General features: G+C 69.0%; 25 protein-coding genes and 1 riboswitch. Of the genes, 14 read left to right on the forward strand and 11 right to left on the reverse strand.

What is annotated here, in order from left to right:
- Positions 1–143: 143 nt before the first annotated feature.
- From ABTZ59_RS06835 to ABTZ59_RS06850, 4 genes are all read left to right on the forward strand, one after another.
- A complete protein-coding gene (locus ABTZ59_RS06835) occupies positions 144–401 on the forward strand; it encodes a DUF3311 domain-containing protein (RefSeq protein ID WP_351391831.1) in 258 nt (85 codons plus the stop codon).
- Positions 398–2032 carry a monocarboxylate uptake permease MctP gene (gene mctP / locus ABTZ59_RS06840; RefSeq protein WP_351391834.1) on the forward strand — a complete coding sequence of 545 codons (1635 nt, stop codon included), beginning with the start codon at positions 398–400 and terminating at the stop codon, positions 2030–2032. Before ABTZ59_RS06835 ends, mctP begins: the two co-directional genes overlap by 4 nt.
- A gap of 143 nt (positions 2033–2175) precedes the next feature.
- Positions 2176–2300, forward strand: a riboswitch (cobalamin riboswitch).
- 152 nt (positions 2301–2452) lie between these two features.
- Positions 2453–4825: a ribonucleoside-diphosphate reductase subunit alpha gene (locus tag ABTZ59_RS06845; RefSeq protein ID WP_351391838.1), complete on the forward strand. Its 2373-nt coding sequence runs from the start codon at positions 2453–2455 to the stop codon at positions 4823–4825.
- Positions 4816–5838 carry a ribonucleotide-diphosphate reductase subunit beta gene (locus ABTZ59_RS06850; protein WP_503002241.1) on the forward strand — a complete coding sequence of 341 codons (1023 nt, stop codon included), beginning with the start codon at positions 4816–4818 and terminating at the stop codon, positions 5836–5838. The genes ABTZ59_RS06845 and ABTZ59_RS06850 overlap by 10 nt, the downstream gene beginning before the upstream one ends.
- On the opposite strand, the gene ABTZ59_RS06855 is transcribed toward ABTZ59_RS06850, so the two are convergent.
- A complete protein-coding gene (locus ABTZ59_RS06855; RefSeq protein WP_351391846.1) occupies positions 5835–6338 on the reverse strand; it encodes an ATP-binding protein in 504 nt (167 codons plus the stop codon). The two genes, ABTZ59_RS06850 and ABTZ59_RS06855, sit on opposite strands and share 4 nt — an antisense overlap.
- A 130-nt stretch (positions 6339–6468) precedes the next feature.
- On the opposite strand from ABTZ59_RS06855, the gene ABTZ59_RS06860 reads away from it, so the two are divergent.
- Both ABTZ59_RS06860 and ABTZ59_RS06865 read left to right on the forward strand, forming a co-directional pair.
- Positions 6469–7350 (forward strand): helix-turn-helix domain-containing protein, encoded by an 882-nt coding sequence (locus tag ABTZ59_RS06860; RefSeq protein WP_351391849.1) that lies wholly within the window; start codon positions 6469–6471, stop codon positions 7348–7350.
- Positions 7347–7544: a DUF397 domain-containing protein gene (locus ABTZ59_RS06865; RefSeq protein ID WP_503002244.1), complete on the forward strand. Its 198-nt coding sequence runs from the start codon at positions 7347–7349 to the stop codon at positions 7542–7544. The genes ABTZ59_RS06860 and ABTZ59_RS06865 overlap by 4 nt, the downstream gene beginning before the upstream one ends.
- 60 nt (positions 7545–7604) lie before the next feature.
- On the opposite strand, the gene ABTZ59_RS06870 is transcribed toward ABTZ59_RS06865, so the two are convergent.
- The 3 genes from ABTZ59_RS06870 to ABTZ59_RS06880 form a co-directional block, all read right to left on the reverse strand.
- A complete protein-coding gene (locus tag ABTZ59_RS06870; protein WP_351391852.1) occupies positions 7605–7775 on the reverse strand; it encodes a Scr1 family TA system antitoxin-like transcriptional regulator in 171 nt (56 codons plus the stop codon).
- Positions 7776–7940: 165 nt separating this feature from the next.
- A complete protein-coding gene (locus ABTZ59_RS06875) occupies positions 7941–8465 on the reverse strand; it encodes a DUF6879 family protein (protein ID WP_351391855.1) in 525 nt (174 codons plus the stop codon).
- Positions 8434–8844, reverse strand: a complete 411-nt coding sequence (locus ABTZ59_RS06880) for a hypothetical protein (RefSeq protein WP_351391858.1) — start codon at positions 8842–8844, stop codon at positions 8434–8436. The genes ABTZ59_RS06875 and ABTZ59_RS06880 overlap by 32 nt, the downstream gene beginning before the upstream one ends.
- A 215-nt stretch (positions 8845–9059) precedes the next feature.
- On the opposite strand from ABTZ59_RS06880, the gene ABTZ59_RS06885 reads away from it, so the two are divergent.
- Positions 9060–9272: a hypothetical protein gene (locus ABTZ59_RS06885; protein ID WP_351391861.1), complete on the forward strand. Its 213-nt coding sequence runs from the start codon at positions 9060–9062 to the stop codon at positions 9270–9272.
- A 19-nt stretch (positions 9273–9291) separates the two neighbouring features.
- On the opposite strand, the gene ABTZ59_RS06890 is transcribed toward ABTZ59_RS06885, so the two are convergent.
- A complete protein-coding gene (locus ABTZ59_RS06890) occupies positions 9292–9507 on the reverse strand; it encodes a hypothetical protein (protein WP_351391864.1) in 216 nt (71 codons plus the stop codon).
- 100 nt (positions 9508–9607) lie between these two features.
- Between ABTZ59_RS06890 and ABTZ59_RS06895 the strand changes: the two genes are divergently transcribed.
- The 4 genes from ABTZ59_RS06895 to ABTZ59_RS06915 all read left to right on the forward strand — a co-directional run bounded on the left by ABTZ59_RS06895 (position 9608) and on the right by ABTZ59_RS06915 (position 11953).
- A complete protein-coding gene (locus ABTZ59_RS06895; RefSeq protein WP_351391867.1) occupies positions 9608–9841 on the forward strand; it encodes a hypothetical protein in 234 nt (77 codons plus the stop codon).
- Entirely contained in the window at positions 9822–10343 is a 522-nt protein-coding gene (locus ABTZ59_RS06900; RefSeq protein ID WP_351391869.1) for a DUF6879 family protein, read from the forward strand. The genes ABTZ59_RS06895 and ABTZ59_RS06900 overlap by 20 nt, the downstream gene beginning before the upstream one ends.
- A gap of 33 nt (positions 10344–10376) precedes the next feature.
- Positions 10377–11225, forward strand: coding sequence for a helix-turn-helix domain-containing protein (locus ABTZ59_RS06910; protein ID WP_503002322.1), 849 nt, complete (start codon positions 10377–10379; stop codon positions 11223–11225).
- 65 nt (positions 11226–11290) lie between these two features.
- Positions 11291–11953, forward strand: coding sequence for a DUF5753 domain-containing protein (locus ABTZ59_RS06915; protein WP_351391872.1), 663 nt, complete (start codon positions 11291–11293; stop codon positions 11951–11953).
- A 271-nt stretch (positions 11954–12224) separates the two neighbouring features.
- Here the strand turns inward: ABTZ59_RS06915 and ABTZ59_RS06920 are convergent, their stop codons facing one another.
- Positions 12225–13253, reverse strand: a complete 1029-nt coding sequence (locus tag ABTZ59_RS06920; RefSeq protein ID WP_351391875.1) for an aldo/keto reductase — start codon at positions 13251–13253, stop codon at positions 12225–12227.
- Positions 13254–13366: 113 nt separating this feature from the next.
- Between ABTZ59_RS06920 and ABTZ59_RS06925 the strand changes: the two genes are divergently transcribed.
- The 3 genes from ABTZ59_RS06925 (at position 13367) to ABTZ59_RS06935 (ending at position 15642) form a co-directional block, all read left to right on the forward strand.
- The gene (locus ABTZ59_RS06925) at positions 13367–13990 is read left to right on the forward strand and encodes a TetR/AcrR family transcriptional regulator (RefSeq protein WP_351391878.1); all 624 of its coding nucleotides are present in this window, start codon (positions 13367–13369) and stop codon (positions 13988–13990) included.
- A gap of 22 nt (positions 13991–14012) precedes the next feature.
- Positions 14013–14519, forward strand: a complete 507-nt coding sequence (locus ABTZ59_RS06930; RefSeq protein ID WP_503002249.1) for a ribosomal maturation YjgA family protein — start codon at positions 14013–14015, stop codon at positions 14517–14519.
- 157 nt (positions 14520–14676) lie between these two features.
- On the forward strand, positions 14677–15642 hold the full coding sequence (locus ABTZ59_RS06935) for a helix-turn-helix domain-containing protein (protein WP_351391881.1): 966 nt from the start codon (positions 14677–14679) through the stop codon (positions 15640–15642).
- 75 nt (positions 15643–15717) lie between these two features.
- Here ABTZ59_RS06935 and ABTZ59_RS06940 read toward each other — a convergent pair whose 3' ends face one another.
- The 5 genes from ABTZ59_RS06940 to ABTZ59_RS06960 all read right to left on the reverse strand — a co-directional run bounded on the left by ABTZ59_RS06940 (position 15718) and on the right by ABTZ59_RS06960 (position 21428).
- On the reverse strand, positions 15718–16455 hold the full coding sequence (locus ABTZ59_RS06940; RefSeq protein WP_351391884.1) for a D-Ala-D-Ala carboxypeptidase family metallohydrolase: 738 nt from the start codon (positions 16453–16455) through the stop codon (positions 15718–15720).
- A 199-nt stretch (positions 16456–16654) separates the two neighbouring features.
- Positions 16655–17314 carry a peptide deformylase gene (gene def, locus ABTZ59_RS06945; RefSeq protein WP_249953935.1) on the reverse strand — a complete coding sequence of 220 codons (660 nt, stop codon included), beginning with the start codon at positions 17312–17314 and terminating at the stop codon, positions 16655–16657.
- Between the two features lie 176 nt (positions 17315–17490).
- Positions 17491–18495: a tetratricopeptide repeat protein gene (locus ABTZ59_RS06950; RefSeq protein ID WP_030352828.1), complete on the reverse strand. Its 1005-nt coding sequence runs from the start codon at positions 18493–18495 to the stop codon at positions 17491–17493.
- 93 nt (positions 18496–18588) lie between these two features.
- Positions 18589–19890 carry an HD-GYP domain-containing protein gene (locus ABTZ59_RS06955; RefSeq protein WP_351391888.1) on the reverse strand — a complete coding sequence of 434 codons (1302 nt, stop codon included), beginning with the start codon at positions 19888–19890 and terminating at the stop codon, positions 18589–18591.
- Positions 19887–21428 carry an HD-GYP domain-containing protein gene (locus ABTZ59_RS06960; protein WP_351391891.1) on the reverse strand — a complete coding sequence of 514 codons (1542 nt, stop codon included), beginning with the start codon at positions 21426–21428 and terminating at the stop codon, positions 19887–19889. Before ABTZ59_RS06960 ends, ABTZ59_RS06955 begins: the two co-directional genes overlap by 4 nt.
- Between the last annotated feature and the right edge of the window lie 144 nt (positions 21429–21572).

Below are 21572 nucleotides of genomic sequence, written 5' to 3' on the forward strand. Positions count from 1 at the left end.
AACCGCTGCCGACAACCCTCCGCGCACCCCTGTTCGCATACCGTTGACGTAACGACATTCGGACAGGGGCTTACGCTGACCAGCGCCTTCGCTTAGATTTCCTGCTCATTACCACAGGCGATCAACGAGGGAACGGAGCCGCGGTGCCCGAAGTTCCGGAAGAGAATCCGCCCCCCACAGTCACCCCCGCGCGGGTGATCATCGCTCTCTGTCTCGTCGCGCCCTTCGTGGCGCTGCTCTGGGTCGGGTCCTACGCGAAGCTCGAACCGACGTTCATCGGTATCCCCTTCTTCTACTGGTACCAGATGCTCTGGGTCCCGGTCTCGGCGGTGCTCACGATGACCGCCTACCAGCTGTGGAAGCGTGACCAGCGCTCCCGCAAGGGAGGTGCGTCGAAGTGAAGGACGGCGTGAACGGCGTAGCACTCGCCGTCTTCATCTTCTTCTTCGTGGCCGTCACGGTCATGGGGTTCCTGGCGGCCCGCTGGCGCAAGGCCGCCAATGAGAACAGCCTCGACGAATGGGGCCTGGGCGGCCGGTCGTTCGGCACCTGGGTCACCTGGTTCCTGCTCGGCGGCGACCTCTATACGGCGTACACCTTCGTGGCCGTACCCGCGGCGATCTACGCGGCGGGCGCGGCCGGCTTCTTCGCCGTGCCCTACACGATCCTGGTCTACCCGCTGATCTTCACCTTCCTGCCCCGCCTCTGGTCGGTGTCGCACAAGCACGGCTACGTCACCACCTCGGACTTCGTACGGGGCCGGTTCGGGTCGAAGGGGCTGTCGCTGGCGGTCGCCCTCACCGGCATCCTCGCGACCATGCCGTACATCGCGCTTCAGCTCGTCGGCATCCAGGCCGTGCTGGACGTGATGGGCGTCGGCGGCGGCGAGAACACCCACTGGTTCATCAAGGACCTGCCGCTGCTGATCGCCTTCGGTGTGCTCGCCGCGTACACCTACTCGTCGGGGCTGCGGGCGCCCGCGCTGATCGCCTTCGTCAAGGACACCCTGATCTACATAGTGATCGTCGTGGCGATCATCTACATCCCCATCAAACTGGGCGGGTTCGACGACATCTTCGCCAAGGCGGGCGACGCCTTCGCGCAGACCAACCCGGCGACCGGCCAGCCACGCGGCGCCCTCGCGCCGGGCGACGCCGGGCATTGGGGCTATGCCACGCTGGCGCTCGGTTCGGCGCTCGCGCTCTTCATGTATCCGCACTCCATCACGGCGACGCTCTCCAGCCGCAGCCGTGAGGTGATCCGGCGCAACACCACGATCCTGCCGCTCTACTCACTGATGCTGGGCCTGCTGGCGCTGCTCGGCTTCATGGCGATCGCCGCCGGGGTCAAGGTGGACAACGGACAGCTGGCGATCCCGCAGCTCTTCGAGACGATGTTCCCCGACTGGTTCGCGGGGGTGGCCTTCGCGGCCATCGGCATCGGCGCGCTGGTGCCCGCCGCGATCATGTCGATCGCCGCGGCGAATCTCTTCACCCGCAATATCTACAAGGACTTCATCAGGCCGGACGCGACCCCCGAGCAGGAGACCAAGGTCTCGAAGCTGGTCTCGCTGCTGGTGAAGGTGGGCGCGCTGGTCTTCGTGCTGACCATGGACAAGACGGTCGCGATCAACTTCCAGTTGCTCGGCGGGATCTGGATCCTCCAGACGATGCCCGCGCTGGTCGGCGGCCTGTTCACCCGCTGGTTCCACCGCTGGGCGCTGCTCGCGGGCTGGGCGGTCGGCATGATCTACGGCACGGCCGCGGCGTACGGCGTGGCCAGCCCGACCCAGGCGCACTTCGGCGGCTCCTCCAAGGAGATCCCCGGGCTGGGTGAGATCGGCTACATCGGCCTCACCGCGTTCGTGCTCAATCTGGTGGTGACGGTGGCGCTCACCTTCGTCCTGCGCGCGGCCAAGGCGCCGGAGGGCACGGACGAGACGAGCCCGTCCGACTACACGGCGGACGCGGGCGATCCTGGCGTGAAGGTCGACCTCCCGGCCGCGACCTCGGGCGGCTCCGGAGGCCACTGACCGGTCACCGCCCGGCTCCACGGGCCGCCGGATCCCCGGGAATCACGGGGATCCGGCGGCCTTTTCGCTGTCCGCGCGGGCCCGAACGGAATGACGCACGACACAACATCTGGGGGGTGGTTCCCGAGCCAGCCCCCACATGTATGCTCGACCTCGCTGTCGACGCAGGGGAATCCGGTGCGAATCCGGAACTGTCCCGCAACGGTGTGATGTGGTGTGCTTTGCCATACCCACGAGTCCGAACACCTGCCGGCGGTGCGTCCGGTTCGACCGAATCGGACGCCGAGACGTCCGGGCCTCGTGGATGGGCCGGTGGGCGCCGTACGCCGTGCCGCCCGGATCCGGGCCGTACGCTCCGTACCGCGAGAAACAGCCCGCTCCCCTCCCGACGGTCCAGAGCCGAGCGAGGGAGAGCACCACGTGACCATCGCGCCAGCCGATCCGGCTTCAGGCATCTCCGAGGCCGCCGCACGGGCGGCCGACGGACCAGGGACCGCACTGCTGCGGACCCTGACCGACCTGACCGCCGATCTGCCCGACGCCGACCCCGGCAGAGTCGCCGCCGCAGCCCTGCGCGGCCGTAACGCCCGGTCGGACGAGGCCGAGCTGCGCGAGCTCGCCACCGAGGCGGCCGCGGGGCTCATCTCCGAGGACCCCGCCTACTCCCGGCTCGCGGCCAGGCTGCTGACCCGCACCATCGCCGACGAGGCCGCAGGCCAGGGCGCCGTGGCGTTCTCCGCGTCCATCGCCGTCGGCCACCGCGAGGGCCTGATCGCGGACCGTACGGCCGGCCTCGTCTCGCTGCACGCCGGCTTCCTCGACGCGCTCATCGACCAGGAAGCCGACGACCGCTTCGGCTACTTCGGGCTGCGGACCCTCTACAGCCGCTATCTGCTCCGCCATCCGATCACCCGCCGGGTCATCGAGACCCCACAGCACTTCATGCTGCGCGTGGCCGCCGGACTCGCCGAGGACCAGAGCGTCCGCGCGCTCGACGAGGTCGCCGCGCTCTACCGGCTGATGAGCCGGCTGGACTATCTCCCCTCCTCCCCCACCCTCTTCAACTCCGGTACGCGCCACCCGCAGATGTCCTCCTGCTATCTGCTGGACTCCCCGCTGGACGAGCTGGACTCGATCTACGACCGGTACCACCAGGTGGCGCGGCTCTCGAAGCACGCGGGCGGCATCGGCCTCTCGTACTCCCGTATCCGATCGCGCGGTTCGCTGATCCGGGGCACCAACGGGCACTCCAACGGCATCGTCCCGTTCCTGCGCACCCTCGACTCCTCGGTCGCGGCCGTCAACCAGGGCGGCCGGCGCAAGGGCGCGGCCTGCGTCTACCTGGAGACCTGGCACGCGGATCTGGAAGAGTTCCTGGAGTTGCGCGACAACACCGGCGAGGACGCGCGCCGTACGCACAATCTGAATCTCGCGCACTGGATCCCGGACGAGTTCATGCGCCGGGTCGAGTCGGACGGCGACTGGTCCCTGTTCTCCCCCGTCGACGTGCCGGAACTGGTCGACCTGTGGGGCGACGCGTTCGACGCGCGGTACCGCGAGGCGGAGGCCGCAGGACTGGCGCGCAAGACGATCCCGGCCCGCGAGCTCTACGGCCGGATGATGCGTACCCTCGCCCAGACCGGCAACGGCTGGATGACCTTCAAGGACGCCTCGAACCGCACGGCGAACCAGACCGCCGAGCCCGGCCGCGTCGTCCACTCGTCCAATCTCTGCACGGAGATCCTGGAGGTGACGGACGACGGGGAGACCGCCGTCTGCAACCTCGGCTCCATCAACCTCGGTTCGTTCGTACTGGCCTCGGGCGACCTCGACTGGGAGCGGCTGGACGAGACCGTCCGCACGGCCGTGACCTTCCTCGACCGGGTCGTGGACATCAACTTCTACCCGACCGAGCAGGCAGGCGCCTCCAACGCGAAGTGGCGCCCGGTGGGCCTGGGCGCGATGGGCCTCCAGGACGTCTTCTTCAAGAAGCGGCTGCCCTTCGACTCCGCCGAGGCCAGGGCCCTTTCCACGAAGATCGCCGAGCGGATCATGCTCGCCGCGTACGAGGCGTCCTGCGCGCTCGCCGAGCGCAACGGCCCGCTCCCCGCCTGGTCCGAGACGCGCGCCGCGCGCGGGGTGCTGCACCCCGACCACTACGACGTGGAGCTGAACTGGCCGGAGCGCTGGGACGCGCTGCGCGCCCGGATCGCCACGAGCGGCATGCGGAACTCCCTGCTCCTCGCGATCGCCCCGACAGCGACGATCGCCTCGATCGCGGGCGTCTACGAGTGCATCGAGCCGCAGGTCTCCAACCTGTTCAAGCGCGAGACGCTCTCCGGGGAATTCCTCCAGGTCAACTCGTACCTGGTGGACGAGTTGAAGCGGCTCGGCGTCTGGGACGCGCAGACCCGCGAGGCGCTGCGCGAGTCGAGCGGCTCGGTGGCGGGCTTCGGCTGGATCCCGGCGGAGGTGCGTGAGCTGTTCCGTACGGCGTGGGAGATCCCGCAGCGCGGCCTGATCGACATGGCGAGCGCGCGTACGCCGTTCCTGGACCAGAGCCAGTCGCTGAACCTGTTCCTGGAGACGCCGACCATCGGAAAGCTCAGCTCGATGTACGCGTACGCCTGGAAGAAGGGCCTGAAGACGACGTACTACCTGCGCTCGCGCCCGGCGACACGGATCGCGCGGGCGGCGCGGGCGACCGTGCCCGTACCCGCGCAGATGACGCCCGACGAGGACGCCATCGCCTGCTCCCTGGAAAACCCCGAGTCCTGTGAGGCATGCCAGTAATGACCACTTCGGACAAGAATCTCCTGGACCCGGGCTTCGAGCTGACGCTGCGGCCCATGCGCTACCCGGACTTCTACGAGCGCTACCGCGACGCGATCAAGAACACCTGGACGGTGGAGGAGGTCGACCTGCACTCCGACGTCGCCGACCTCGCCAAGCTCTCCCCCGGCGAACAGCACATGATCGGCCGGCTGGTCGCGTTCTTCGCGACGGGCGACTCGATCGTGTCGAACAACCTCGTGCTCACGCTCTACAAGCACATCAACTCCCCCGAGGCGCGGCTCTATCTCTCGCGCCAGCTCTTCGAGGAGGCCGTACACGTCCAGTTCTATCTGACACTGCTGGACACGTATCTGCCCGATCCGGAGGACCGCGCGGCGGCCTTCGACGCGGTGGAGGAGATCCCGTCGATCCGTGAGAAGGCCCAGTTCTGCTTCAAGTGGATGGACTCGGTCGAGACCATCGACCGCCTGGAGTCGAAGGCGGACCGCCGCCGCTTCCTGCTGAATCTGATCTGCTTCGCGGCCTGTATCGAGGGACTGTTCTTCTACGGCGCTTTCGCGTACGTCTACTGGTTCCGCTCGCGCGGTCTGCTGCACGGCCTGGCCACCGGCACCAACTGGGTGTTCCGTGACGAGACGATGCATATGAACTTCGCGTTCGAGGTCGTGGACACGGTCCGCAAGGAGGAGCCCGACCTCTTCGACGACGCCCTCGAACAGCAGGTCACGGACATGCTGAAGGAGGCCGTCGACGCGGAACTGCAATTCGGCCGGGACCTGTGCGGCGACGGTCTGCCGGGGATGAACACCGAGTCGATGCGCGAGTACCTGGAGTGCGTCGCGGACCAGCGCCTCCAGCGGCTGGGCTTCCCGGCGGTCTACGGCTCCCAGAACCCGTTCTCGTTCATGGAACTCCAGGGCGTCCAGGAGCTGACGAACTTCTTCGAGCGCCGCCCGTCGGCGTATCAGGTCGCGGTCGAGGGCACGGTCGGGTTCGACGACGACTTCTAGACCCGCCGGTGGTCCACCTCGGCCCAGACGGTCTTGGTCGTATAGGCATCACGCACGCTCCACCCCCACCGGTCGGCATACGCGGCGACGAGCAGCAGCCCGCGCCCGTGCGTCGCGTCCGGTGGGGGTGGCGGCGAAATGCCCGGGGCACGGGGGAGCCGGTCGGGCCGGGTGTCGAGGACCTCGACCCGGACGACGGCGGACGAGAGAGCCAACCGCACCTCGAAATCCCGCCCGGGGGTACGGCCATGCGTCACGGCGTTCGCGGCCAACTCCGCGACGACGGCGACGACCACGGCGGCGGTGGGCGTCGTACGCGGAATCCCCCACTCGTCCAACTGCTGCGCGGCGAGCAACCGCGCGAGACGGGCACCGCGATGGCTGGAACTGAGCCTGATCCGGGACGGCGGATACAGGGGCGAAAGCGGCGGAGGAGCGGCGAGTTGGGCGGGGGCGGCCGGCTCCGTCGGTGCGATGAGGGAGGCAATTTCCGACTTCATAGAGTAACGGTCCCGTTACGCGGATAGCCTGACCAGGGCGGACGGGCGTACCTGTACGGCGTGTACGGGGCGGCTGCGTTTTTGTACGGGTCACGCGCGGTGACCGGCGCTCCACGACGCGCGTTCGCACATGAACCACATTCGCATATCGGCGCGTTGGGGCGTGAGGCGTATGGGAACCAGCCGACAGAAGAAGCAGCGAGCCCAGGACGACGACCGGCCGGGCGTGTGGGTCGCCTACGGGAAGCTGGTCAAGCTCTGGCGTAACAAGTCCGGCCTGACACAGCAGGAACTCGCCGATGCGGTGGGCTACTCATGCGATCAGCTCGCCTCGATCGAGCAGGGCCGAAGGCCGGCGAAGTCCGCGTTCACGGACGCGGCGGAGGTGGTCCTGAAGGCGGGCGGGACGCTGGAGGTGCTTCAGGAGGACGTCGACTTGGCGAAACTTCCGGCGTTCTTCTACGACTTCGCGAAGATCGAGACGGAGGCGGCCAGCAGGTTCTCCTTCGATGCGCTGGTGATCCCGGGACTGCTCCAGACGCCGGAGTACGCGGAGGCGTTGATCTCGGAACACTGTCCACCGCTCAGCGACGAGATCATCGAGCAGCATGTGGAAGCCAGGCTCAGCAGGCAGAAGTTGCTGACGCGGACGCCCATGGTGGAGACGTGCTTCATCATCGGTGAAGCGGCCCTGAGGAACACGGTGGGCAGTGCTGACGTGATGCGGTCACAGCTTCAACGCCTGCTGAAACAGGGGCAGATGCGCAATGTCGAGATCCAAGTCATGCCCTCGGACTGCGGCTTCCACCCGGGCCTCAACGGACCTATGGTGATTCTGGAGACCCTGGAACACCGCCGGGTCGGCTACATCGAGTCCCAGGATGTGGGACTGGTGATCACCGATGCCGCGACTGTGAGTGCCTTCGGCCTCCGCTATGGCAAGCTGCGGACGCAGGCGCTGAACGTGGAAGAGTCTGCGGATTTGATCGAGATTCTGGCAGGAGCATTGTGAGTACTGAGCTGGCATGGTTCAAGAGCAGCTACAGCGGCTCGGGCGGCGGCGACTGCGTAGAAGTAGCCATCGCCCCCACCACCGTCCACATCCGCGACTCGAAGAACACCAAGGGCCCCATACTCCACATCCCCGCCGCCCCCTGGACCGCCTTCACCGCGTTCGCCGGCACCCAGTCGACCACCCCGGCCTGAGATCGGCCCACCCGCCCACGAGTCGGGCCTCTGCCTTCTCCGGGAACTCATCGCCGGCCCTCAAGCGAGATCGTCGAGGGCCGACCTGATCACGGCAAGGACCCGGTCCAACTGGCCTCTCATCGCGTTCGGGCCACCAAAGTTGGTGTACAGAGCCTGCTCCACCAGCAGAACGTTGAAGGCGCGGTCGCCTCGGTAGGGGTACTGCTGACGCTCCAGTCGCTTCGCCACCGCGGACTCGGTGTCCTCCGGGATCTCTGGGAAACCTTCGACTCTTGCCACTGCGTGGCGGCGGCGAATGCCCGGCCGCTCGCGAAGCCGCCGTCCTTGCGCAGTCCTCGCAACCGGGCACCCAGCGCCTCACGGAGCTTCTGTGCTTCGTTGTTCACCGATGGGTCAGGGCCGGTAATCGACGTGTGGGATGGCAGCGGCCCAGAGCCGATTCCTCACCCGGACACACTCCGCCACGGTCTCGGGGTCCTCGATCAGTTCAGAGCCGAGTACTCGGCCCTCGCTGTCGAAGTGGCCGACGGCCAAAAGCTGGTCGTCGAAGAGCCACCAGTCATTGCCCGCCACCGGCAAGGTGATGCCTTCGGGCAGTTGATGCCGAGGCAACCACCGAATGTCCTCCCCGGCCTCCAGGTTCAGCCGGGTGAGCGAGTGCTCCCATCCGACGTACCGAGAGTGCGGTTCGGAGACGACTCGAACCCTGCGGACCGTCCTGCCTTCCGCGATGGCGCGCTTCATGAGCGCCATCCAGGGGTCGAGCCAGCGAAAATCGTCCGGCTCCCCCCTCTGCCACCGGGCGTAGGGCGTGTCCTCGACGGGCGAGCCGTAGTCGTCTCTCAGTTCCAGATGGAAGGCATCGTGTGTGAAGCTGTCGAAGAGTTCATCGCGCTGGGCGCTGGTGATCAGATCCACCGTTCTCCTCCAGCAGGGCCATGATCGCGGACTTGGGAACCTCGACGCAGGTCTCGTAGTCGGGCATCCGCATCTGACTCAGAGCCTCGGCATCACACATCTGCGGCCCCTGGACGATGCACGTTCCCTGTTCGGTCACGAGCATGATCGGGTCCGTGAAAACCCTGATCCCGCCGATGGGCCCTCCGTCCTTGACGAGGTGCTCGAAGAGCTCAGTGGGCACCTCCACTACGGAGTGGCCCTCGGGTACTTCGAGTTGAACGAGAAGATCTTGCGCATAGACCCTCCAGCCCTGAACAACGTAGCTGTCCCGGTCACTTGCGTACAGCGTGGGGCTGTCCCCGGGCGTGGAGTTCTTACCGAGAAACCGTAACCTCATGGCCGTTCTCCCGTCCGCCAACTTGCTTGAGATTGTGCGGTGTTTCGATCGTCAGGCATGCGTTTGGCATCGTCAAAGCGCCTGCCGCAAACTCGCGCAATCTCCTTGGGGACCAATCGAGTCGCGCCCTACGGTCCTGTCATGGGGCAGCCGCCCCGTAACCCGCGCCACCGGTCCGGAGTTCCGGACCGGTGGCCCAAGGAAGGAGAAACTCCATGGGCGTTGCCGACGCCGAGAACGTCGAGACGTACGAAACACGCACACCCGATCCCGAGGGGTGGCGCGGCGTACCGTTCCGGCATCCCGCGAACAGGACGGCCGACGACGACGGCAAGCACGACGGCGGCCCCATGCCGCCCGAGGCCCCGCGGGCTCCTCAGCCTCAGGGAGGGGGCGGCGGCGGGGACAGCGGGAAGCAGTCCGGCTGACCCGCCCCGGCCGCACCGGTCAGGCGGCGGAGCGCTCGTCGGGGAGACGGCGGCGCAGGCGGGACTCTTCGACGGCGGGTGACTTGTAAGCCATGTCGAGCGCTCCGACATCCATGCCGGGGGCGCGCTCGAACAACGCCCGGGGCCCCATACTCCACATCCCCGCCGCCCCCTGGACCGCCTTCACCGCGTTCGCCGGCACCCAGCTGACCACCCCGGCCTGAGATCGGCCCACCCTTCGGCTCACTCCATCTGCAAGACTCTGCAAGCTCGTTGAGGACGGCCCTGCGGAAGCCATACCGTCGATGGCCTCGCCCACATGAAGTGAGGTCACCATGGATTTACGGTTCATCGGGATCGACCCCAACACCAATGGCGGCAACTGCCCAGCAGTGTGGATCGACGATGCCGCACGGGAGATCCTCGTCCAGGGGTTGAAGCCGGACAAGGAGACCCAGGCGCGCTGTGGGGAGAACAGTCCCATGCCTGACACCGAGGGAATCGTCCGGCTGCCGTTCCGCATGATCGAGATCATCAGGAGGGCGTGCGATGAGGCCGAAGGTTCCTAGCTTCGAGGAACTCCTCAGCTCCGCAGAGCACACCGCCGTCCACCTTGAGATGCGGGACACCTACGCCGTCGCCGAGGAGCGCGAGGACGTGGCCCGCTGGTCCGGCGGGCAGTGGACAGTGGAGGACGGGCGGCGTTCGCTCGCCGGGTGGCTGGCACTGGTTTCCACGACTGCGGCCCGTGGGGTGGTGCTCCGCAGAGCGCGCATCGTGTCCGAGCCGGTAGCGGATTACATCCGGTTCGAGCATTTCACCACGCCTCTGAACATCGAGGCCGGGGAACAGGTCCGCTGGCTGCCTCGCCGTCAGGCTTTGGGTATCGCCTTGCCCGCCAACGACTTCTGGCTCATCGACGGCAGGCTCGTGCGCTTCAACCACTTCTCCGGCGTCGGCGAGGCCGCAGAACCCGAGATGTCCGACGATCCGGCCGTGGCCGGCTTGTGCGCTTCGGCCTTCGAAGCGGTGTGGGAAAAGGCTGTCCCGCACGACGAGTACAAGATCTGACCGATGCAGGAAGTGCCCGTACGCCACACCCCCGTGTCTCACTCACCGTCTTCGAGTGTTCAGGAAGCACGCAAGGCCCTGGCCACCCATCTCGGGGAGCTACGTCGGACCGCCGGGCTGACAGGGCGCCAACTGGCACTCCTCTGCGGGTGGAACCCTTCCAAGACATCGAGGATCGAGAACGCCCGTACTCGGCCGTCCGACGACGACATCCGGGCCTGGTGTCGAACGTGCGAGGCCGAGGACCAAGCACCGGACCTCATCGCGGCCTTGCACACCGCGGACTCGATGTACAAGGAGTGGCGGCATCTTCAACGTACCGGCCTGAGGCGAAACCAGACCTCGGCTGTTCCGCTCTACCAGCGCACCCGGCACATGCGCGTCTACTGCTCGAATGTCATCCCGGGCCTTTTGCAGACCCGGCGTTACGCGGAAGCCCTGTTGGGCACGATCGCCGAATTCGAGCGGGCCGTGAACGACGCTCCCGCCGCCGCCGCGGCGCGCGTCGAGCGATCGCGAGTCCTCTATGACAGAACGAAACGATTCGCCCTGCTCGTCGAAGAGGACGTGCTGTATTTCCCCCTGGGCGACGCCGAAACGATGTCCGAACAGCTCGATTTCCTGCTGAGCGTCATGCCGCTTGCGTCGGTCTCGCTCGGAGTCATTCCGCGCACTGCCCCCCGGCAGATGTGGACGCTTGAGGGTTTCCTCGCCTTCGATGACTCACAGGTGCAGGTGGAGACCTTGTCAGCCAATATCACCATCACTCGCCCGAGCGAGATCACCCTCTACCTGCGGGCGTTCGAGCGCCTCTCGGAGATGGCCGTATACGGAGCGCAGGCACGCCGCCTGATCCAGACTGCGGCTACCACCCGCAGATAGGGCGCATGCAATCCTCCCATACCGCGACTTGTCGGACCCATCGACCACTTGGAAAACGAAGAGCCATGCCGACTGTCGAGTACGAAACGAAATTCGAGGACCTGGTGGCAGCCAAGCGGATCGCCGATTCGATGTATGTCCAGTGGAAGCGTCGACACCGAGCCGGAATGCGCAGAGCCCAGGCCGATCTTCTGCCGTTGTACGAGCGGACGCGGGCCTTTCGAATGTACTGTTCGAATGTCATCCCGGGCCTCTTGCAGACGCCACCGTACGCGGCGGCCCTGATGACGATGATCACGAAATTCCAGGGCACGCCCGACGATCTGGCCGAGGCCGTGGCCTCGCGCATAGAGCGATCTCGCGTGCTCCATCAGGGAGAACACACCTTCGCGATCCTCCTGGAGGAGGCGGTGCTGCGGTACCGCCTGGGGAACGCCGAGGTGATGGCCGGGCAGCTCGCCCATCTGCTCTCGGTCCTGTCACTGCCTTCTGTGTCCTTGGGGGTCATTCCCGCGGCGGCGGAACGCACGATGTGGCCTCTGGAGGCGTTCTACGTGTTTGACGGCGAGTTGGTTGCCGTCGAGACGCTGACCGCCGAGGTCAATGTCACCGCCCCCGGCGAGGCCCGCGACTACGTGAAGGCATTCGGTGAATTGACCGGTTCAGCCGTCTTCGGCGCTGCCGCGCGCACGCTCATCACCGATGCCATGAGTGAATTTCGCCGCTGAGTCAGGGGCTGTACTCGACGTGCGGCGCATCGACCGCCCGGCACGTATTCGGGGCCGTCGGAGCGAATGCGCAAACTCGCGCAATCTCCTTGGGGGCCAGTCGAGCCGCGCCCTACGGTCCTGCCATGGGGCAGCCGCCCCGTCGCCGACGACGGCAAGCACGACGGCGGCCCCATGCCGCCCGAGGCCCCGCGGGCTCCTCAGCCTCAGGGAGGGGGCGGCGGCGGGGACAGCGGGAAGCAGTCCGGCTGACCCGCCCCGGCCGCTCCGGTCAGGCGGCGGAGCGCTCGTCGGGGAGGCGGCGGCGCAGGCGGGACTCGTCGACGGCGGGTGACTTGTAAGCCATGTCGAGCGCTCCGACATCCATGCCGGGAGGCGCGATGGCGTCGATTCGGTCGAGGATCTCGTCGTTCAGTGTGACCTCCGCGCCCGCGAGGAGGTCATCGAGGTGGTCCATGGTGCGCGGGCCGATGATCGCGGAGGTGACGCCGGGGTGGGCGATGACGAAGGCCGTCGCCATGTGCGTCAGTGGCATCCCTGCCTCTTCGGCGACGGGAATGAGCTGTTCGACCGCGTCGAGCCGCCGCTCGTCGCTCATGTGCTTGAAGCCGAAGGCGGCGCGGTGGGTGTCGGGCTGCCGGCCCTTGCGGTAGCGGCCGGTGAGCAGACCGCCCGCGAGGGGGCTCCAGACCAGGGTGCCCATGCCGTACCGCTCGCAGACGGGCAGCACCTCGCGCTCGATGCCGCGGTTGAGGATGGAGTACGGCGGCTGCTCGGTGCGGAACCGCTCCAGGCCCCGGCGCTCGGAGACCCACTGCGCCTCGATGATGTCGGAGGCGGGAAACGTGGAGGCGCCGATGGTCCGCACCTTCCCGGCGCGCACGAGGTCGGTGAGTGCCGAGAGTGTCTCCTCCACGTCCGTGTCCGGCGCGGGCCTGTGGATCTGGAACAGATCGACGTGGTCGGTCCCCAGGCGGCGCAGGGAGTCTTCCAGCGCGCGGATCACCCAGCGCCGCGAGTTGCCCTGCTGGTTGGGGTCGTCGCCCATCGGGAGGTGGGCCTTGGTGGCCAGTACGACGTTGTCCCGGCGGCCCTTGAGAGCCTTCCCGACGATCTCCTCGGACTCGCCGCGTGAGTAGGCGTCGGCGGTGTCGATGAAGTTGATGCCCGCGTCCAGCGCCTTGTGGATGATCCGGGCGGAGTCCTCGTGGTCGGGGTTGCCCATGGCGCCGAACATCATGGCGCCGAGGCAGTATGGGCTGACCTTGATACCGGTGCGGCCCAGTGTGCGGTACTTCATGGATCTCCTTGTGCGTTGGCCGACGCCCCACGCGGGGCGCTACGCTGACCAAGCGGAACAGCGTTCGACTTAGACAATACGGAACAGTGTTCCGTTTAGCAAGGGGAAGCACCGTGAGCGAGGACACGACTGGGGAGGCCGGCACCGGCGCGGCGGAGCGACAGCCCCCCAAGCGCATACGGGCCGACGCGCGGCGCAGCACCGACGCCCTGCTCACCGCCGCCGCGGAGGTCTTCATGACCTCGGGAGTGGACGCGCCCGTACGTGAGATCACCACGAAGGCGGGAGTGGGAGCGGGCACCCTCTACCGCCACTTCCCACAACGCTCGGACCTCATCGCCGCGGTCTTCCGCCACGAGGTCGACGCCTGCGCCGACGCCGCGTCATCCCTCGCGGCGCGACACGCGCCGGTCGAAGCGCTCGCCGGATGGTTGCAGCGCTTCGCGGTCTTCATCGGCACGAAACGCGGGCTCAGCGCCGCCCTGCACTCGGGGGACCCGGCGTACGACACCTTGCCCGGCTACTTCCAGCAGCGCTTCGTGCCCGTCCTCGGCGCGCTCCTCGACACCGCGGCGAGAGCGGGCGAGATCCGCTCCGACGCCGATCCCGAGGATCTGCTGCGCGCCACAGCCAATATGACCCTTCCCGCCCAGGACGACCACGGCCATACGGGACGGATGGTCGCGCTGCTCATCGACGGACTCCGCTACCGCGCCCACACCCCGGAGGCCCGCTGACGAGCGCATAGGGTTTCGCCCCATGGGATCTCTCGCGCGTACGCGCTGGGTGGCGAGTGGGGCGGCGCTGGTGACCGTGGGGGCCGGGCTCGGCATCAGGAGTGTCGGGGCGGGGACCGGCGCGGTCGCCAAATACGGCGGGGACGCGCTTTACACCGTGCTCGTGTACACGCTGGTGGTGCTCGTCGCTCCCCGTGTGCGGCCCCTCGTCGCCGGGGGTGTCGCGCTCGGGTTCAGCTGGGCCGTGGAACTGCTCCAGCTCACCTCCGTGCCCGCCGAGCTGGCCGCGCGCAGTGTGCTCGCGCGGCTCGTGCTCGGCTCCACTTTCAACGCGCCTGACCTGCTGTGGTACGCGGTCGGTGCGCTCTGCGCTGGGCTCGGGCACGCGGGGATGACGCGGCGGGGCGCGAAGCGGTCTCCGGGCGCACCGGCTGCCCCGGCCGCCCCGGCCGCACCGAGCGCTCCGGGCGCTCCGGCCGCTCCGGGTATCCGGCGCGGCGCAACTGGCGGTCGATCGCCCGGTCCTTGAGGTGCCAGATCATCGGCGGCAGACCGAGCAGTACAAACAGGCCGATAAGGGCGATAACTGTCAGGAAGGTGTCCATGCCCCCACTGTCGCCGGTTTCCGGCACGGAAAGCAGTGGCAGGGCTGTCATCAACCATCGAATTACTGCCACACTTGATTCATGCTGAACAATGTGGCCGCCGTCCTGCTGGACGGAGTACATCCCTTTGAACTCGGCGTCCTCTGCGAGGTGTTCGGCCTCGACCGGAGCGACGAGGGTCTTCCCGTGCACGATTTCGCGGTGGTGTCGGCCGAGGGGCCCCAGCTGCGGACCCACGCGGGGTTCACGATCGGCACCCTGCACGGCATGGACCGGCTCGAAGAGGCCGATCTGATCGCCGTACCGGCCGGCGAGTCGTACATCGGCCGCGACTACCCGCCCGAACTGCTCGCCGCCCTGCGCCGGGCCGTGGACCGGGGCTCGCGGGTGCTGAGCGTGTGTTCCGGGGTCTTCGTGCTCGGCGCCGCCGGGCTGCTGGACGGGCGCCGGTGCGCCGGGCACTGGCGGCACGCGGCGGAGCTGGCCCGCACCTATCCGCGGGCCTTCGTCGAGCCGGATGTGCTGTACGTGGACGAGGGGCCGGTCATCACCTCGGCCGGTACCGCCGCCGGGATCGACGCCTGCCTCCATCTCGTGAGGACGGAGCACGGCCCCGAGATCGCCAACGCGATCGCGCGCCGCATGGTCGTACCGCCGCACCGCGACGGCGGCCAGGCCCAGTTCATCGAGCGCCCGCTGCCCCGCAGCCGCTGTGACACCGTCGGCGACGTCCTCGGCTGGATGGAACGGCATCTGGACCGCGAGATAACCGTCGAGCAGCTGGCAGAGCGTGCCCATATGTCACCGCGCACGTTCGCCCGCCGTTTCCAGCAGGAGACGGGGACGACCCCGTACCGCTGGCTGCTGCGTCAGCGGGTGCTGCTGGCACAGGAGTTGCTGGAAGCGACGGACGAGACGGTGGACAGCGTCGCCGGCCGGGCCGGGTTCGGGAACGCGGCCGGGCTGCGCCATCACTTCCTGCGGACGCTCGGGACGACCCCGAACGCGTACCGCCGTACGTTCCGGGGCCCCTCGCACGCGGCGTGAGGCCCCGGAACACGACGCGCGCTCACACGACGCGCGCTCACACGATGGTCCGCTCTGACAGATCCGTCGGATTCGTCAGATCCCGCAAGTCGGCGCCGACCAGTAGCGGCTCGGCCGGTGATCGACATGCGCGTGGTCGTCGTGACCCGGGTAGCCCGGGCCGAGGATCCCGTTGAAGCCGTGGTTACGGGCCGCCTGCGCCAGCGTGCAGAGCGAGTGCGGACCGGCGCCGATGTCGGCCGCGTCCCCGTACAGATGGCGGCTGCTCGCCGCCCCGCCGACCGCGTTGTTGCACGCCTGTGAGCGGAAGCCGCTGGTGACCCGGAGCGGCTGGTCGCCCAGCGCGTGGCGCATCGCCTCCAGCTTCCACATCGTGCGCAGGGCATTGGACTTGGCGGTGGCCGCGTCCACCGCACCGCCCGCCCATGTGCTGTTGCAGTTGTTCAGCTCGGCGTAGGTGAAGTGGATCGGGGTGCAGTCGTCGTCCTGGAGCGCGTAAAGCTTGCTGAAGGTCGCGGGTCCCGCGACCCCGTCGGCCGCCAGCCCGTACGCGGACTGGAAGCGCTTCACCGCGGCGGTGGTCGCCGGGCCGTACGCGCCGTCGATGGCGAGCACGGCGCCGGTGCCCGGATAGCCGGCCACCCGGATCTGGAGCTGGGTGACATCGGCGCCCGAGGCGCCCTGGGAAAGGGTGCGGGACCACGTGTAGCAGCCGTCGGCGTGTGCCGTACCGGCCGTGGCGAGCGCCCCCGCCCATGCGAAGGACATGGCCATGACAAGGCTGAGCAACAGTCGGGCGGTGCGTCTGAGCATCGGATCTCCCTTTACCGGGGCTGGGTTGTACGCAGAGATTGGCGTACGGGTCGACGCGCGTCAACCAGTCCCCTGCGCGGTGAAACGGAAACGAAAGAGAGCCGATCCGGATCTGGAGATTCCATGAACGAACCAACCGCGACCGCCCGAGGCGCTCCAGCAGGTGGGCCGGAGCGCCCTCAGGAACGGATCCGCTTCTTCAGGAAGGGTTGGGAACGGTCTCGTAGCGCGGCGTGTTCTCCGCCATCTGCCGGAGCGCGTCCTTGCGGTCGCGCTTCGAGAGACGGTCGATGTACAGATACCCGTACAGGTGGTCCGTCTCGTGCTGGAGGCAGCGGGCGAAGTAGCCCGTGCCGCGCACCCTGACGGGCTTGCCCTGAGCGTCCTGACCACGCACCACCGCGTAGTCGGGGCGCGGCAGCGAGGCGTACGCCGTCGGTACGGAGAGGCAGCCCTCGTTGGAGTCGTCGAGATTGCGCTCGGCGGGCGGCAGTTCCTCCAGCACCGGGTTGCAGATGGCGCCGACGTGCCGTACGCCGTCGTCGTCCGGGCAGTCGTAGACGAAGACCTTCAGGTCCACACCGATCTGGTTGGCGGCCAGGCCCACGCCCTCGGCGGTGTGCTGGCTGGCGAACATGTCGTCGATCAGCGCGGCCAGCTCGTCACCGAACTCCGTGACGTCCTTGCACTCCTTGTGGAGCACCGGGTTCCCGACGACGGTGATCGGGCGGGACGTCCCGCGCTCGCGGTGCGCCAGCTCGCGCGCCTCGGCGTCCTCCGTGTCCACGACGAACCCGTCCCCCGGCTCCGCCACCGGGGTCCCGCTGTCGATCCGCTGGTCCGTCTCCTGCTGCGCCATGTCCGCAGTACGCCTTCCTCGGTACCCGATGCTGCCTGCACGATCCGTGCGATGTGCCCGTACAGCCTAAGGGCAGGCCTCGGGGGGTCTCAGCATGTTCTCGGCAGACGCACGCGCGGATCTCCCGCCACCGACGGTGTCCGGCAGGTGTCCCGGGAGGGACGAGGGCGTAACCGTCAGCAGACCTCTTCGAGATCGCGCCACTCGCGGGTGTCCGGGCTGTCCGCGACCCAGCCGTCCAGCAGGCCCCGCACCAGCGCCGCCGGGGCCGCGATCCCGCACTCGCGCTCGGGGGCCCACAGATCGCCGGCCGTACGGTGGCCGAGCGGCCCCGGATGGCCCGGCTCGCTGTGGTCGTGCGGATCGAGATGCTCGCCGTCGCCCTCGGCGCTCGGCATCCGGGACTCGGAGCAGGCCCGGCACAGGAGCCGTACGGACGACGACCAGTCCTCGGCGGCGAATCCCGCGTCCGCGGCCAGCCGCTCCAGGGCGTCCCTGTCCTCCTCGGTCGCCGCCTCAAGAAGCACCACCCAGGTGGGCACCGGCGAGGGGGCCCACAGCTCGATCTCGTCGAAGACCGGATAGGCGCGGGTGGTGCCGTCCGGGCTGGACGCCGTCGTACGCTCACCGTTCGGTACGCCGTCGTGCAGGACGACCTCGCCCCAGCGCCTGCCCGACGACGGCAGCGGGATCGAGAGCACTTCTATTCTGGCCGGGTCGAGTCGGCGGCCCCAGACCACCTCGGCCTCGCCCTCCGGCGAGAGCCTGACGGCGGCGCTGCCCAGCTCCATGCCGTCGGGCTCGCCATTGGCCTCGACGGTGTGCGGATTGCCGGGCACCCGCAGTCCGTACGCCTGCCAGGCGCGGCGGGCCAGCGGCCAGTCCTGGAGCGCGGTGGCGGCGATCCCGACGTTCCACCAGTCGGGCGCGCCGGTCTCCTTGTCCAGCAGCGCGACGGCGCGCAGCCCGGCGGCGCGCGCCTGCTCCCAGTCGTGCCGGAACTTGTGCAGCAGCGCCAGATTGAACCAGGACTCGGAGAGCCAGGGCTCCAGATCGGCGGCGCGCGTCAGCAGCGCCCCCGCGTCCTCGTACCGGCCGTCACCGATCAGCGTGAACGCGCGGTCGGTGGCCTGCCGCCACGAGGCGGAGGGCCGATGCCGTACCTTCCCGAAGATCCTCACGATTCCCGCCTGCCGGTCGTTCGGGTCAGTGCCCCCGGACACCACATCTTGCTCTTCTTCGCATCCAACCATGCTCGGTCGGACGCCCGCTCATTACCCATGGGTTACCCCGTGGGACCAGGGTCCCGACCGCCCTCGGGAGAGCACCCGCGCCAGGGATTCCACCACCTCGGGCTGGTAGTCGTACGCCGTCCCGAGCCGGAGCCGCTCCAGCGCGCTGAGCGGTCCACTCGCAGTGGCACATTCCCCTGTCAGATCGTCGTACGCATTGACGGCACGGACAATCCGGGCGGACATCGGCTGTTCCCGGTACGGATCCGCCTGCCGCTCCACCACCACGGCGACGGCGGCGGGCACTCCGGTCTGCCGGACCACGGCGCCGCCGAGCAGGGCGATCCGCCGCTGCTCGGCGACCGGCAGCAGGGCGGTGGCGCCGTCGGGCACCGGGTCGACGAGGGACAGCTGGCCGATGTCGTGCATCAGGGCGGCATACTCCAGAACGGTCAGTTCGGGACCGGAGAGCCCCAGCTCACGGCCGACGGCCAGGCTCAGCTCGGCGACCCTGCGGGCATGGCCCTGGGGGGTGTAGCCGGCGATCTCGGTGGCGCGGGCGAGGGAGGCGATCGTCTGCCGGTACGTCGTACGCACCGCGGCGTACCGCCGGAAGGACAGCTGGGTCAGCAGCAGCGGCACGGAGAACACCGGCAGCGCCCACAGCCCGGCGACGGTGACCCCGAGCGCGATCACCGCTCCGGTGGCACAGACGGCGGAGCCGATGTGCAGCAGCGCGCGCAGCTCGTCACGGAGCAGGGGCCCGAAAGGGTGGCGGGTGCGGGCCCGCAGGACGAGCGCGGCCAGTACGGCGTCGCAGAGCGCGGTGAGCACCAGCAGCAGGAGCAGGAGGATCGCGTAGCCGGGGCCCGCACCGAACCGTTCCCGCAGCTCGGCCGAGTCGTAGAGCGGCTGGAAGCAGCAGGCGGCGAAGCCGACGGCGAGAACGCGTCTCACCATGTGGTCGAGCGCGGGCCCGCGTCCCCGGGCGACATGCGGTACGGCCCCGACGAGCGCGGCGACGAGGACGACGGTGACGGTCTGGAGCACGCCATGGCCGACCGGCTGTCCGGCGTTCTCGCCGAGCAGCGCGTACGCGAGGGCGCCGGCGGCGGCGACCGGCGCGGGCTCCCGCTCACCGGGCAGCGCGCCCCAGCGGGCCAGCTCACCGACGGCGATGAGTACGCCGAAGGCCAGCGCGATCCCGGGGTCGGCGAGGCCGCGCGGGATCGTGGAGCCGAGCCCGGCGGCGGTCAGCAGCGCCGCCGCGCCGTACACCGCGACGACGGTGCGAGGGACGGGACGGCGCCGGGCGGCCGGCGACCCGACCGCGGCCGAGGTCATCTCCCGCCACTCCCGCCACTCCACCCGTTCCCGCCACTCCCCCGATTCCCGCCGCTCCACCCGTTCCCGCCGCTCCACCCGTTCCCGCCGCCGCCTCCTCCGCTCCGGCCCCTGCCCGCGGGGCGGCCTGCATGGGGCGCACGGCCGACACCGCTGGTCCTGGCAGGAGGGACGTTTCCGCGCCCGGCCGTGGCAGGCAGGGGAAGGGCGGCCGGGGCAGGGGGTGGCGCGGCCTCGTCCGCCGTCACCACCGTCTGCCAGCCGTGCCGGTCGAGCGCCCGCGCCAGGGCCCTTACCACCCGCGGATCGAACTGCGTCCCCGCGCACCGCTCCAGCTCCGCCAGCGCGGTGGGCACCGGGCGCCCTCGCCGGTACGAACGGGTCGAGGTCATCGCGTCGAAGGCGTCGGCCACGGCCACCACCCGGGCGAACTCGGGGATCCGCTGCCCGGCGAGTCCGTACGGATAGCCGGTGCCGTCGAGCCGTTCATGGTGGTGCAGGATCGCGGATCGCGCCTCGCCGAGGAATCCGATGCCGCGCACCATCTCGTGCCCGTACTCGGGGTGCAGTTCGATCACCCGGCGCTCCTCGGGTGTCAACGGGCCGTCCTTGCGCAGCACCCGGGTCGGGACGCCGAGTTTGCCGACGTCGTGCAGGATCCCGGCGAACCGGAGCACTTCGATCCGTTCTCTCTCCATGCCCATCTCATGGGCGATCATCACGGAGGCGTGCCCCACCCGCTCACTGTGTCCGCGGGTGTACCGGTCCTTGATGTCGACGGCCTGCACGAGCGCTCGGATGGTGGCCTGGTGGGCGGCGCGCTCGCGGTGATACTGGGCGAAGACCCAGCAGGAGATGTACATCGGCAGCAGGACGAAAAGCGCGGAGAGCGGCCCGAAGGGGCTGCGCCACAGGACGGCCATCATCAGCCCGGCGAGCCCGTGCGCGCCGAGCGGGGCGAGCGAGCGCCCCAGCAGCCCGCGCCAGGCGCCGCGCGGTGGCAGCCGCTCGGCGGTGACCAGGATGGCGCCGTCCAGCGCCGAGAGCACCAGGCAGAAGGCGAGAGCCGCGGCGCCCGTGGGCAGCAGCACATACGGGAAGTCGGGCGTCGTGAGTCCGTACCCCCCGCCGCCGAGCGCGACGGGACCGCCGAAGAGCAGCTGCGCACGGGCCGCTGCCCAGGTGGCGACGGTGAGCTGCGCCGCGCGCCAGATCCGCCGCGCGCCGCTGGGCCGCTGCTCGATCCGGCCGAGCAGCGCGCCCGGCACGGCGACCAGCGCGGCGGCGGCGGGCGGCAGCAGCAGCGCGGCGGCGAGCAGCACGGGAAAGAACGATCCGGCGACAACCGGTGCGGCACCGCTCACCGAGCGTCCCCGACCGCGGAACCGCGCGGGCAGTTCACAGCAGGCGTAGAGCGCCGCGAGCAGCGCCACCGCTCCCCAGGGGGTGTCCGGGCCCAGCGCGGGACGGACACAGAGGGCGGCGCAGAGCGCGACACCCAGAACGCAGACGCGCGCCGCCACCGGAATGGCCCTCACGGCGTATTCCCCCCTTCTCGGCCCGGCCCAAACAGACGGTCAGGCTAGCGAGTTGGAGGGCGACCATCCGGCGCTTGTCGCCGATTAGCACCTTCGGGTGACAGCGGTGATATACGCGGACATACGGTGGGTGCGTGGGCCAGA

The sequence above is a fragment of the Streptomyces sp. NPDC094034 genome, from assembly GCF_040303865.1.
GTDB lineage: Bacteria > Actinomycetota > Actinomycetes > Streptomycetales > Streptomycetaceae > Streptomyces.